At 59.8% G+C, this 12569-nt stretch carries 12 protein-coding genes; 10 read left to right on the top strand and 2 right to left on the bottom strand.

The window, feature by feature from the left end:
• Positions 1–107: 107 nt before the first annotated feature.
• From SPHFLASMR4Y_RS11840 to SPHFLASMR4Y_RS11795, 10 genes are all read left to right on the top strand, one after another.
• The gene (locus tag SPHFLASMR4Y_RS11840; protein WP_089133731.1) at positions 108–1043 is read left to right on the top strand and encodes a ribose-phosphate pyrophosphokinase; all 936 of its coding nucleotides are present in this window, start codon (positions 108–110) and stop codon (positions 1041–1043) included.
• A gap of 34 nt (positions 1044–1077) precedes the next feature.
• Positions 1078–1485, top strand: coding sequence for a hypothetical protein (locus tag SPHFLASMR4Y_RS11835; protein ID WP_089133730.1), 408 nt, complete (start codon positions 1078–1080; stop codon positions 1483–1485).
• Positions 1482–2261, top strand: a complete 780-nt coding sequence (gene hisN / locus SPHFLASMR4Y_RS11830) for a histidinol-phosphatase (protein WP_089133729.1) — start codon at positions 1482–1484, stop codon at positions 2259–2261. Before SPHFLASMR4Y_RS11835 ends, hisN begins: the two co-directional genes overlap by 4 nt.
• Before the next feature lie 26 nt (positions 2262–2287).
• Positions 2288–3157, top strand: coding sequence for a helix-turn-helix domain-containing protein (locus tag SPHFLASMR4Y_RS11825; RefSeq protein ID WP_089133728.1), 870 nt, complete (start codon positions 2288–2290; stop codon positions 3155–3157).
• Positions 3158–3303: 146 nt separating this feature from the next.
• The gene (gene rpmI / locus SPHFLASMR4Y_RS11820) at positions 3304–3507 is read left to right on the top strand and encodes a 50S ribosomal protein L35 (protein ID WP_089133727.1); all 204 of its coding nucleotides are present in this window, start codon (positions 3304–3306) and stop codon (positions 3505–3507) included.
• A 39-nt stretch (positions 3508–3546) separates the two neighbouring features.
• Positions 3547–3909, top strand: coding sequence for a 50S ribosomal protein L20 (rplT, locus tag SPHFLASMR4Y_RS11815; protein WP_089133726.1), 363 nt, complete (start codon positions 3547–3549; stop codon positions 3907–3909).
• A 109-nt stretch (positions 3910–4018) separates the two neighbouring features.
• Positions 4019–5134 carry a phenylalanine--tRNA ligase subunit alpha gene (pheS, locus tag SPHFLASMR4Y_RS11810; RefSeq protein ID WP_089133725.1) on the top strand — a complete coding sequence of 372 codons (1116 nt, stop codon included), beginning with the start codon at positions 4019–4021 and terminating at the stop codon, positions 5132–5134.
• Positions 5131–7497 carry a phenylalanine--tRNA ligase subunit beta gene (gene pheT, locus SPHFLASMR4Y_RS11805; RefSeq protein WP_089133724.1) on the top strand — a complete coding sequence of 789 codons (2367 nt, stop codon included), beginning with the start codon at positions 5131–5133 and terminating at the stop codon, positions 7495–7497. The genes pheS and pheT overlap by 4 nt, the downstream gene beginning before the upstream one ends.
• A 169-nt stretch (positions 7498–7666) precedes the next feature.
• Positions 7667–9229 (top strand): peptide chain release factor 3, encoded by a 1563-nt coding sequence (locus SPHFLASMR4Y_RS11800; RefSeq protein WP_089133723.1) that lies wholly within the window; start codon positions 7667–7669, stop codon positions 9227–9229.
• Positions 9230–9246: 17 nt separating this feature from the next.
• Complete coding sequence (locus SPHFLASMR4Y_RS11795) at positions 9247–10548, top strand: MFS transporter (RefSeq protein ID WP_089133722.1); 1302 nt, start codon at positions 9247–9249, stop codon at positions 10546–10548.
• A gap of 119 nt (positions 10549–10667) precedes the next feature.
• Here SPHFLASMR4Y_RS11795 and metW read toward each other — a convergent pair whose 3' ends face one another.
• Positions 10668–11258 (bottom strand): methionine biosynthesis protein MetW, encoded by a 591-nt coding sequence (metW, locus tag SPHFLASMR4Y_RS11790; protein WP_089133721.1) that lies wholly within the window; start codon positions 11256–11258, stop codon positions 10668–10670.
• A 151-nt stretch (positions 11259–11409) separates the two neighbouring features.
• Entirely contained in the window at positions 11410–12534 is a 1125-nt protein-coding gene (locus SPHFLASMR4Y_RS11785) for a homoserine O-acetyltransferase (protein WP_089133720.1), read from the bottom strand.
• Between the last annotated feature and the right edge of the window lie 35 nt (positions 12535–12569).

The following is a 12569-nucleotide window of genomic DNA, read 5'->3' as shown; positions in this document are numbered from 1 at the left end:
GCAAATACGGACTTTTGATTCGCCCGCCATCTGTCTAACAGGGTCACGAAATTGTCATGAGGCTCCGCTGACGATTCTCGCGGGCCGCTGGATCGGGGAACACAATTATGAAACTCATGTCGGGCAACAGTAATCTGCCGCTTGCGACAGATATCGCAAAATATCTCGATATTCCGCTGACCGATGCCAGCGTGAAGCGCTTTGCCGATGACGAGATTTTCATAGAAATCCACGAGAATGTCCGGGGTGAAGATGTCTTTGTCGTGCAGTCGACCAGCCATCCCGCCAATGACAATCTGATGGAATTGCTGATCAGCATCGACGCCCTGCGCCGCGCTTCTGCCAAGCGCATCACCGCGGTCATCCCTTATTTCGGCTACGCCCGGCAGGACCGGAAACCTGGCCCCCGCACGCCGATTTCGGCCAAGCTGGTTGCCAACCTGATCACCGAAGCGGGTGCCGACCGGGTGTTGACGGTCGATCTGCACGCCGGACAGATTCAGGGCTTTTTCGATATTCCGACCGACAATCTCTACGGCGCTCCGGTGATCAGCGAAGATATCAAGTCGCGTCATGGCGACAAGGATATCATGGTCGTCTCTCCCGATGTCGGCGGCGTGGTTCGCGCCCGGGCGCTGGCGAAACGACTCGACAACGCCCCTCTGGCCATCGTCGACAAACGCCGCGAACGGGCCGGTGTGTCGGAAGTCATGAATATAATCGGAGATGTCGAAGGCCGCTTCTGCGTCATGATCGACGATATCGCTGACAGCGCCGGTACGCTCTGCAATGCCGCCGATGCCCTGATCGCGGCCGGCGCGACCGATGTCGCGGCCTATATCACCCACGGCGTGCTTTCCGGCAAGGCGGTCGAGCGGGTCAACAATTCGTCGCTACGCAAGCTGATCATCACCGATACTATCCGCGCGCCGCAATCTGCGCTTGATTCCAGCCGGATCCGGATATTGCCGATCGCTCCCCTGTTGGGAGAGGCCATCAAGCGGATCGCGGACGAAAGCTCGGTGAGCAGCCTGTTTGACTAGTCGGAACCGCCTTTTCTGATATCGGGAGACGACAATGCCCAGCTTCGCGCTTCTGCTGAAATATCGCGTAGCCATCGCATTGCTGGCGATATTCATCTCGCTGTTCGCCTGGTTCGCCGAATGGGCAGACAGGGTCTATATCTGTCCCTATTGTCGCGCCCAGAGAACGGTCATCGGACTGCTCGGCCTTCTGCTGCTGGCCTACCCCATGCACTGGCTCAACCGGTGGATCGCATCGACACTCGCCGTTCTGGGCCTGGTCGTCGCCGGGATGCAGCATTTCAACGGCTGGAAAAAGATCATGGCTGGCAAGTTCACATGGGGTGACTATTGGTATGCCAATGCCTGGGTGCTGTCCGGCTGCGCGCTTTTCCTTATCACCGGTTTGATATTATACCTTTGGGCCTGGCGCCCGACCCCTTTACCCATGGATGACCAATGACACCCAAAGATATCGATCTCGCCCAGAAACTTGCCGAGGCCGCCGGCGAAGCCATTCGACCGTTCTTCCGCGCCAAATTCGACCAGGAAGCCAAGAGCGACTCAACCTTTGTTACCGAAGCCGACCGTGCGGCGGAAGCCGCCATGCGGGCGATCATTGAGGCTGAACGGCCCGATGACGGCATTATCGGCGAGGAATATGGCACCCGCAATGAAGGCGCGTCGCGGCAATGGGTGGTCGATCCGATTGACGGTACCACCAGCTTCATCGCCGGCCGGCCGATATTCGGCACCCTGATCGCGCTGATGCAGGACGGTTTTCCCCTGATCGGTATCATCGACCAGCCGATTTCACGAGAACGGTGGGTCGGTGTTGTCGGACGCGAGACCCTGTTCAACGGCCAGCCGGCACAATCGGCGCGCTGCCGCGAACTCAAGGACGCTGTGCTCGCCACCACGACGCCGCACCAGTTTGATGAACATGACGCGGACCATTTCATGGGTCTTGCGGGCAAAGTTGCGCCGCGCAAGATCATCTACGGCGGCGACTGCTATAATTACGGGCTGGTCGCCAGCGGCCATGTCGATGTCGTCTGCGAAGCCGGTCTGATGCTCCACGATTTCGCTGCCCTCGCCCCGATTGTCGATGGTGCCGGCGGAATGATGTGCGACTGGAACGGCGAGCCGCTGCACGCGGAATCGGACGGTCATGTGCTGGCGATCGGCGATCACGCGCGGGTCGATGACGTGCTGGAGGCGATTGCTTGCCATCACTAGAGCCGGTCAGTAGCACGCGGTTCGTCTTGCCGCCTCCGCCTCTGCGTCGCTATCTGACGACTTACTATTTTTGCGATATTGAAAGTCCCGACGGCTCGGAAATATCCGATCTTCTGCTGCCGCAATGGGCAAGCATACGCTTCATCTATCTTGGCAGCGTGAAGATGACCGTTCCGGATCAAGAGGAGCAGCAGTCACCTCTTGCGGGGATGACCGGTCCGACCAGTCTGGCGGCTCCGATATCAACAAGATTCGCCAAAATCTTTGCCTTCGGACTTTCACCACTGGGCTGGTATAAATTCGTCGGTCAGCCGGCATCGCGATGGGCCAATCGGGTCATCGACACGGAGTCGGACCCGAATTTTGAATTTTTTGCGCGAATCTGGAACGCTATCCGAAAGCTGGAAACCCACGCCGAAATGATTGACATATGCAATCAAATGCTGCTCGCCGCGCTGACTCCGGTCGACGCTGAGGAGCAATTGATTGAAGCCGCCCATCTGGCCTTGACTGATCCCGACACCGATAGCGTCGGAGCCCTTTGCGACCGTCTGGACATGGATATGAAGCAGATCAGCCGCTTTTCGAATCGCGTGTTCGGCTTTCTCCCCAAATTGCTGCTGAGGCGGCAGCGCTTCGTGCGAACCCTCGGCCAGGCAATGGTCAACCCGGACCAAAGCTGGAGCGATTGTGTTGACCTCAACTATTACGACCAAGCGCATTTCAATCGCGATTTCAAACGGTTCATGGGTCTGACACCAAGGCAATATATGGCGCAACCGCACCCGATCTTCGGGATTGGCGCAACCGAGCGGACCAAGGCCCTTGGCCGGCCCCTGCAAGCCATGGACCGTCCCGAAAACTCGGATCCGACAGAGAATTGCGACGTTGCATAGCCAAGAACGGGGCAAAGCGGTGCGTAATCCGCATTGTTTCTTGCAATCTTCCTGAATCCCGCTAAAGACGCCATTCCGAAGTGACGCTCTGGCCAGTGTTGGGCTGCCACAAGTGTCCGTAACGGTACCATCTAGAGGAGACCAAAATGCCCAAATTGAAGACCAAAAGTGGTGTGAAGAAACGCTTCAAGATCACCGCAAACGGCAAGGTCAAGCACGGCGTAGCCGGCAAACGCCACCGTTTGATGAGCCATAACAGCAAATATATCCGCCAGAACCGCGGCACCAAGAAATTGTGTGATGCGGATGCTCGGACAGTCAAGAAATGGGCGCCATACGGCCTGGGTTAATCCCGCCGCAGCGACATTCAAACTTACAGGATATAGAATATGGCACGTGTAAAACGGGGTACGACCACTCGTACAAAACATAAAAGATTATTGGTACAGGCGAAGGGCTATTATGGCCGTCGCAAGAATACCATCCGCGTCGCGCGGCAGGCCGTCGAGAAAGCCGGTCAATATGCCTATCGCGATCGTAAAGTTAAGAAGCGGGCTTTCCGCGCACTCTGGATCCAGCGTATCAACGCTGCGGTTCGTGCCGAAGGCATGACCTACGGCACGTTCATTCACGGCACCAAGCTGGCCGGTATTGAACTGGACCGTAAAGTAATGGCCGATCTGGCGATGAATGAACCGGCAGTCTTTGGCGGCATCATCAAACAGGCGCAGGATGCTCTGGCCAAAGCCTGAGCATTATCATAATTTCAAGGAAGCGCCGGGGAGCAATCTCGCGGCGCTTTTTTATTGGGTTTTTCGTGAGGCTTGCTAGACGGGCGACGAGAAAAAACGGGACAATATGATGAGCGACATCGAAGCGGTCAGAGACAAATATCTGGAGCAGATTGGCGCGGCAGCCGATGGCGACGCACTGGAAGCCATCCGCGTGGCCGCGCTCGGCAAGAAGGGCGAGATTTCGCTACTACTGAAAACCCTGGGCAAGATGTCGCCGGAAGAGCGTCAGGAACAGGGCCCGAAGATCAACGGCGCGCGGCAAGCTGTTGCCGATGCGCTGGCTGCCCGCAAGGAAGGAATGGAAGCCGCCGCGCTGGACGCGAAGCTTGCCACCGAGACACTCGACCTGACACTGCCCCCGCCAGCCGCCCCGAAAGGCAGCATCCATCCTGTCTCGCAGGTCATGGACGAACTGGCCGAAATCTTCGCCGACCTCGGCTTCTCGGTCGCCACCGGTCCGGAAATCGAGGACGACTGGCATAATTTCACCGCGCTCAACATTCCAGACACCCATCCGGCGCGGGCGATGCACGACACTTTCTATTTCCCGCAGACTGACGAAAACGGCATGCCGAAACTGCTGCGCACCCATACCTCGCCGGTACAGATCCGGACGATGATGGACGTCGCGAAACAGACCGACGGGGCCGGCGAGCCGATTTACATCATCGCTCCCGGCCGCACCTATCGCAGCGACAGCGATGCCACCCACACACCGATGTTCCATCAGGTCGAGGGTCTGGTGATCGACAAGGGCATCCATATGGGCCACCTGAAATGGACCTTGGAAACATTCGTCCGCGCCTTTTTCGAACGCGACGATATCGAATTGCGCCTGCGCCCAAGCTATTTCCCGTTCACCGAACCCAGCGCGGAAGTCGATGTCGGCTTCTCGGTCGAAGGGGGCCGGCGCATAATCGGCGGCGACCCGCGTGGCGACAATGGCGGCTGGATGGAGATTCTCGGTAGCGGCATGGTCCATCCCAATGTCATACGCAATTGCGGTCTCGATCCCGATGTCTGGCAAGGCTTTGCCTTCGGCTGCGGCATCGACCGGCTGGCAATGCTGAAATATGGCATGGACGATCTTCGCGCTTTCTTCGACGGCGACCTGCGCTGGGCCGATCATTATGGCTTTGACGCGCTCGACGTCCCCACCTTGAGCGGAGGAGTGGGCGCATGAAATTTTCCCTAAGCTGGCTCAAGGCCCATCTCGACACCGATGCAAGCCTCACCGAAATCACCGACACATTGACCGATATCGGACTGGAGCTGGAAGGCGTTGAGAACCCTGCCGATGCCCTGCGCCCGTTCCGCGTGGCCAAGGTCATCGAAGCTGGACCGCATCCCAATGCCGACAAGCTGCAATTGCTGAAAGTGGATGATGGCAGCGACAAGCCCTGGCAAGTCGTCTGCGGCGCGCCCAATGCACGCAAGGACATGGTCGGCGTATTCGGCCCTCCCGGCACTTATATTCCCGGTAGCGATTTCACCTTGAAGCCGGTAAAAATCCGTGATGTCGAGAGTTTCGGCATGATGTGCAGCGCGCGCGAGCTGGAACTCGGCGAAGACCATGACGGGATCATCGAACTGCCCTCTGACGCGCCGGTTGGCACCAGCTACGCGGATTATGCGCAGCTCGACGATCCGGTGATTGACGTCGCCATCACGCCCAATCGCCAGGACTGCATGGGTGTCCGCGGAATTGCCCGCGATCTTGCCGCCAGCGGACTGGGCACGCTCAAACCGCTCGCACTGCCTACGGTGCAGCGCGGGGGAACGGGTCCGGATATTGCCATTGCAGATAGTGAAGGCTGCCCCGCCTTCTTCGGGTGCACCGTCAGCGGTGTTACCAATGGCGCGTCTCCGGACTGGATGCAGGCGCGACTGAAATCCGCAGGCCAGAAACCGATCTCCGCCCTCGTCGACATCACCAACTATGTCACGCTTGATCAGGGCCGGCCGCTGCACGTCTATGATGTGGCCAAGCTCAAAGGCGGTCTGGTCGCGCGCAAGGCCAAGGACGGCGAAAAGCTGATGGCCTTGAACGACAAGGAGTACACGCTCGACGACACCATGACCGTGATCGCTGATCAGGCCGGCGCGCATGGTATCGGTGGCATCATGGGCGGCGCGACCAACGGCACCGACGAGAATACGACCGATGTGCTGATCGAATGCGCCTATTTTGATCCGACCCATATCGCCCGCACCGGGCAAAAACTCATGCTGACAAGCGATGCCCGGCAGCGCTTCGAGCGTGGCGTCGATCCGGCCTTTCTGGAAGAGGGCATCGCGATTGCCACGGCATTGGTGCAGGAACTCTGCGGCGGTACGGCCAGTGAAATCACCCGCGCCGGTGAAGCGCCGACAGAGCAGCGCGTGATCGATTATCACCCGCGCCAATGCGCCGCTCTGGGCGGGCTGGATGTCGATCCGGATCGACAGCACGGCATTTTGGAAGCGCTAGGCTTTGGCATCGGTGACGATTGGCAGATCACCGTTCCGACATGGCGTCGTGATGTCGCCGGTTGGCAGGATCTCGTTGAAGAAGTCATCCGGATGGAAGGACTGGACAAGGTTCCATCGACACCGCTTCCCCGCAAGCCGGGTGTCGCCAAGCCCACCGCCTCTCCGGAACAGCTGGCCGAGCGCAAGTCACGGCGGGCAGCGGCAGCGCGCGGTCTCAACGAAGTCGTCAACTGGAGCTTCATTTCCGAAAAGGAAGCCGCGCCTTTCGGTGGCGGAACCTGGTCACTGGCCAATCCGATTAGCGAAGACCTCAAGGTGATGCGGCCGTCCTTGCTCCCCGGCCTGATTTCCGCCGCCCAGCGCAACGCCGCACGCGGCGCCTCGTCGATCCGTCTATTCGAAGTCGGCCGCCGCTATTTGGAAAGTAGCGAGCATCCGACCATCGGCCTGATTCTCGCTGGTGAAAATCGCACCCGCAACTGGCAGTCCGGCGGCGCGACCAAATTCAACGCTTATGATGCCAAGGCGGAAGTAATCGCCATATTGGCCGCCGCTGGCGCACCGACGGACAAGCTGATGGATTTCGCCGAAGCCGGCGATCATTATCACCCCGGCCAGTCGGGCACGTTGCGGCTGGGGCCGAAGAAGATTCTCGCCGCTTATGGCGTGCTCCACCCGTCAACCTGCAAGGCGATGGGCTTCAAGGGCACGGCCGTCGCCGCCGAGATTTTTCTCGACGCGATCCCGCTGAAGAAGAAATCCGGCCATATGCGCGACGCCTTCGCGCCACCAGCGTTGCAGGTGGTCACCCGCGATTTCGCGTTCATCGTCGATGCGGATCTGCCAGCGGGCGATCTGGTGCGCGCGGTAAAGGGCGCAGACAAGAAGCTGATCACCGACGCACGCATTTTCGATCTGTTCGAAGGAGCGAGCGTGGGAGAAGGCAAGAAGTCGCTGGCGGTGGAAGTGACGCTACAGCCGCTGGAGGCTAGCCTGACCGAAGAGGATTTGAAGACGCTTTCGGACAAGGTTGTTGCCAACGCTGCAAAACTGGGCGCGGAACTGAGGGGCTAATTTTATCAACTATCTGCAGCGATCGCTGCATCTGATCTTTTCTGGTGTCACGCGAAGTCGCGAAGACACGAAGAGATTCGGTTCACCACAAAGCCTTGGCGCCTTCGCGGCTTCGCGTGATGAATTTACACTATAGCTCCGCTGACGCGGAAACGAGAAACAGGAACTGATGACCAAACCCCGCCGCACATTCGCGATTATCTCCCACCCCGATGCGGGTAAGACGACCCTCACCGAGAAGCTGTTGCTGAAAGGCGGCGCTATTCACTTGGCGGGCGAGGTCAAGGCGCGGGGCGACAACCGGCGGGCGCGGTCCGACTGGATGAAGATCGAGCAGCAGCGCGGCATTTCAGTGACCTCCAGCGTCATGACCTTCGAGCGCAACGGCATCGTCTTCAACCTGCTCGACACGCCGGGCCATGAGGATTTTTCGGAAGACACCTATCGCACGCTGACCGCGGTCGACAGCGCGATCATGGTGATCGATGCCGCGAGCGGAATCGAGGCTCAGACGCTCAAGCTGTTCGAAGTCTGCCGGATGCGCAGCGTACCGATCATCACCTTTGTCAACAAGGTTGACCGGGAAGGCCGCGATCCGTTCGAACTGCTCGACGAAGTCGCCGACAAGCTGGCGCTCGATGTCTGCCCGATGAGCTGGCCGACCGGCATGGGCGGGCAGTTTGAAGGTGTCTATGATCTGGTCAAGAACCAGCTGCATCAGCCGACTGGCGACAGCAAACAATATGACGGCGTAACACAACAATTCAACGGCCTCGATGATCCGAAACTGGGTGAAGTGCTGAGTGACAGCGCGCTCGAACGGCTGACTAGCGAGGGCGAGCTGGCGCAAGGCGGCTATAGCGACTTTGATCTCGAGGCTTATCAGCACGGCGATCTGACCCCGGTGTTCTTCGGCTCCGCGCTCAAGCAATTTGGTGTCGAAGAGCTGATCGACGCGATCGCCGACTATGCGCCCTCGCCCCGCCCGCAGCCGGCAGAACCGGCACCGATTGATCCCGAAAGCGATGATGTCACCGGCTTCATCTTCAAGATTCAGGCCAATATGGACCCGCAGCACCGCGACCGGATCGCCTTCATGCGGCTCTGCTCGGGCGAATTCAAACGCGGCATGAAGCTGACGCCCTCGGGCCTCGGCAAGCCGATCGCGATCCACTCGCCAATCCTGTTTTTCGCGCAGGACCGCGAGATTGCCGACACTGCCGAGCCCGGCGATATTATCGGCATTCCCAATCATGGCACCCTGCGGGTCGGCGATACCTTGTCCGAGAAGAATCAAGTGCGGATCACCGGCCTGCCGAATTTTGCGCCGGAAATTCTCCGCCGGGTGATCCTGCGCGACCCGACCAAGACCAAGCAGCTGCGCAAGGCTCTGGATGATCTCAGCGAAGAAGGCGTCGTCCAGGTCTTCTACCCTGAACTGGGCGCCAACTGGATCATCGGCGTGGTCGGACAATTGCAGCTCGAAGTGCTCGTCTCTCGCCTGCAGGCGGAATATAAGGTCGATGCCTATCTCGAGCCGGCCCCGTTTGAAACCGCGCGCTGGATCAGCGGCGACGACGCGACATTGAACGCCTTTGCCAATATCAACCAGAGTTCACTGGCCAGAGACCGCGATGACAATCTGGTGTTCATGGCCAAATCGGCCTGGGATGTCGGCTATCAGGAAGAGCGGAACCCTGATCTAAAGTTCAGCGCGACACGCGAGCGCTAATCCGGTAAATCCCGGTCATGGCCAGCCTAACCACCACCGAAAAAGCTTTTCAGGCGATCACCATCGACGACGAAGGCCGTGTCTGTGCCGATATCCCGGAAAGTGCCTGCAATCAGGAGCCGGGCAACTTCTTCAAACATGTCGGATCGCTCGCCCTCACCAAGAGCGCCGACGGGCTGATTGACCCGAAGCTGGTGCTCAGCTGGCTGATGACCTCGCTGGGTGCACCGGTGGCGCTGATCGGGTTGCTGGTGCCGGTACGGGAGGCGGGCGCCTTGCTGCCGCAGCTTTTGACCGCCGGATATTTACGCAAATTGCAACGCCGCAAATGGGCATGGGCGGCCGGTTCGATGGTTCAGGGCCTTGGCGCCGCTGCTATCGGGCTGGTTGCGATCACCATGGCCGGCGCTGCCGCGGGCTGGGCGATTGTCATCGCGCTGGCCGTTTTGGCCTTGGCACGCAGCATTTGCTCGGTCTGCTACAAGGATGTACTCGGCAAGACCATCGACAAATCCCGGCGCGGCACCGCCACCGGGTTGGCCGGTTCGATCGCTTCTGTGAGCGTCATCATCTACGCGCTCATTCTGTCTTCCAATCTGGTTGACCGCATGCTGCTGGTCTCCGGCGGCCTGTTTCTGGCCGGAGCGGCGTGGATTGTCGCAGCCCTTCTGTTCGCCACATTGCAGGAAGAATCTGGAGCGACGGAAGGCGGAAAAACCGCGCTCAAGGAGGCGGTTCGCAATTTTTCCTATCTGCGGGATGATCAACAACTGGTCCGTTTCATCCTGACGCGCGGCCTGCTGACCGCCACGGCGCTGGCGCCGCCCTTCATGATCGCGGTCGGCAGCCAGGCCGGAGAAAGCTATGACAAGCTCGGCTTTCTGGTGCTCGCCTCGGCGCTGGCCAGCCTGTGCAGCAGCTTTGTCTGGGGCCGGCTTTCGGACCGCTCCAGCCGCAAGGTTCTCGCCTTCTCCGCCATGGTGGCAACGGTCATATTAGCGGCGACAAGCTGGCTCGCTTTTGCCGGAACATTGGACGGCGGCTATATCTTGCCGGTGCTGCTGTTCGGCCTGATGATCGCCTATCAGGGCGTGCGCCTCGGGCGTTCGACGCATCTGGTCGACATGGCCGACAAGGACACCCGCGCCGCCTATACCGCGCTGTCGAACACGATCATCGGCCTGCTGCTGCTCGCCGGTGGCATATTCAGCCTGATCGCCAACTGGTTCGGCGGAGAGATGGTGCTGGTGATCATGGCCGGGATGAGCGGACTGGCGATTTTGGCGGCTTGGGGTTTGGAAGAGGTACAACAGACGTAAGGCGATCCCTGCTAAGGCGCCCAAACAAACCGTCACCCCCAGCGAAGGCTGGGGCCTGAACCAAACTCGCGAATTTCGTTGCCATTGGGCTGGATCCCAGCCTTCGCTGGGATGACGAGCTACCCCCTGAGCAAAAACACCGCATGTTCCGCCAGCAGATTCGCCATGCCGCGCCCGGTCTGCTTGTCGCCGCTGAGGAACCACTGCCCGTCCTGCGCATATTGGCCGTCCCGCACCAGCGCGCGGAAATCGGCGATCGTGACATGGTGGATATTGGGCGTGTCATACCAGGTCTGCGGAATCAGCCGCGTCACCGGCATCCGGCCGCCAAGCAGCAGCGACGTGCGAATCCGCCAATGGGCGAAATTGGGGAAGCTGACAAAGGCCTGCTTGCCGATGCGCAGCAACTGGTCGACCATGATATCGGGCCGATGGGTGGTCTGCAGCGTCTGGCTGAGTATCGCATAATCGAAACTGGCATCGGGATAGGTCGTCAGATCGGTGTCGGCGTCGCCCTGCACCACCGACAGGCCCTTGGCGACCGCGCTGGCGACATTGACCGGATCAATCTCCAGCCCCCGCGCATCGCAGCCTTTTTCGTCGCGCAGGGCCGCCATCAGCGCGCCGTCGCCGCAGCCGATATCAAGCACCCGGCTACCGGGCGCGATATTGTCGGCGATGATCTGCAGGTCTGGGCGGAGTTTGGTCATGCGGCGCGCTCGATGAGACGGAAGACAGAAGATTTTTGCGCACGAAGACAGGAACGCACGAAGGGAAGAATATGCGATTTCTTCTTTGTGCCTTCGTGTCTTCGTGCGAGTCCAGAACGGAGCAGCAAAATATGGATGAGAGGACCTTCGGTCATTTTCCTTCCCCCGCCTTGAGGAAGCCGTCGACAATGCGGTTCATCTCCGGATTCTCGAGAAGGAAGCTGTCGTGACCGAAGGGACTCGACAATTCCATGAAGCTGACCTCCGCCCCCGCAGCGTTGAGCGCGTGGACGATCGCCCGGCTTTCGCTGGTCGGGTAGAGCCAGTCGGTGTCGAAGCTGATCAGGCAGAAACGGGTCTGCGAGCCCCTGAACGCATTGGCCAGCGCTCCGCCATGAGATTCGGCGAGGTCGAAATAGTCCATCGCCCGGGTGATATAGAGATAGCTGTTGGCATCGAAGCGGTCGACAAAGCTGATCCCCTGATGGCGCAGATAGGATTCAACCTGGAAATCCGCATCGAAGCCGAACGTCTTGGCGTCACGGTCCTGCAGGCGCCGGCCGAATTTCTCGGTCAGGCCCGCTTCCGAGAGATAGGTGATATGCGCCGCCATGCGGGCGACCGCGAGACCGCTGCTCGGCGGATCATCATCGGCATAATAGGCCCCGCCGCGCCAACGCGGATCGGCCATGATCGCCTGCCGTCCGACCTCGTGAAAAGCGATATTCTGGGCGCTGTGCCGCGCTGCCGAGGCGATGATCACCGCCGATTCGACACGCTCTGGAAAGAGCGCGGCCCAGCTGACCGCCTGCATCCCGCCCATCGAACCGCCGATCACTGCGTGCAGGCGCTCGATCCCGAGATGATCGAGCAGCATCGCCTGCGCCCGCACCATGTCGGCTATTGTCAGAACCGGGAAATCCATCCCCCAGGGCCTGTCGGTCGCCGGGTTTACCGTCGCCGGTCCGGAGCTGCCCAGACAACTACCGATCACATTGGCGCAGATCACAAAATGCCGATCCGTGTCGATCGGCTTGCCCGGCCCCACCATCCGGACCCACCAGCCGTCCTTGCCGGTCAGCGGGTGCTTCGAAGCGACATATTGATCGCCGGTCAGCGCATGGCAGATCAGAATCGCATTGCTGGCGTCCGCGTTGAGCGTGCCATAGGTTTCATAGGCAAGATCGACAGGCGCGAGCGCTGCGCCGCTGTCCAGCGGCAGCGGCCCGAGCAGGCGAACCTTTCGATCCAGTCCAAAACGCGTATCATCTGTCATCAACAGGGGAGCTAAGCGGCGAAATCCCGACCGTC

Origin of the sequence: Sphingorhabdus sp. SMR4y (genome assembly GCF_002218195.1) — a bacterium.
Classification (GTDB): Bacteria; Pseudomonadota; Alphaproteobacteria; order Sphingomonadales; family Sphingomonadaceae; genus Parasphingorhabdus.
Note: the sequence above shows the minus strand (reverse complement) of the source record. Positions and strands in the feature narration are given on the sequence as shown.

Coding starts and splice junctions, on each gene's coding strand:
- metW (WP_089133721.1), bottom strand. CDS start 11,258: ATGACCAAACTCCGCCCAGACCTGCAGATCATCGCCGACAATATCGCG.
- SPHFLASMR4Y_RS11835 (WP_089133730.1), top strand. CDS start 1,078: ATGCCCAGCTTCGCGCTTCTGCTGAAATATCGCGTAGCCATCGCATTG.
- SPHFLASMR4Y_RS11795 (WP_089133722.1), top strand. CDS start 9,247: ATGGCCAGCCTAACCACCACCGAAAAAGCTTTTCAGGCGATCACCATC.
- rplT (WP_089133726.1), top strand. CDS start 3,547: ATGGCACGTGTAAAACGGGGTACGACCACTCGTACAAAACATAAAAGA.
- SPHFLASMR4Y_RS11840 (WP_089133731.1), top strand. CDS start 108: ATGAAACTCATGTCGGGCAACAGTAATCTGCCGCTTGCGACAGATATC.
- SPHFLASMR4Y_RS11800 (WP_089133723.1), top strand. CDS start 7,667: ATGACCAAACCCCGCCGCACATTCGCGATTATCTCCCACCCCGATGCG.
- rpmI (WP_089133727.1), top strand. CDS start 3,304: ATGCCCAAATTGAAGACCAAAAGTGGTGTGAAGAAACGCTTCAAGATC.
- pheS (WP_089133725.1), top strand. CDS start 4,019: ATGAGCGACATCGAAGCGGTCAGAGACAAATATCTGGAGCAGATTGGC.
- pheT (WP_089133724.1), top strand. CDS start 5,131: ATGAAATTTTCCCTAAGCTGGCTCAAGGCCCATCTCGACACCGATGCA.
- SPHFLASMR4Y_RS11785 (WP_089133720.1), bottom strand. CDS start 12,534: ATGACAGATGATACGCGTTTTGGACTGGATCGAAAGGTTCGCCTGCTC.
- hisN (WP_089133729.1), top strand. CDS start 1,482: ATGACACCCAAAGATATCGATCTCGCCCAGAAACTTGCCGAGGCCGCC.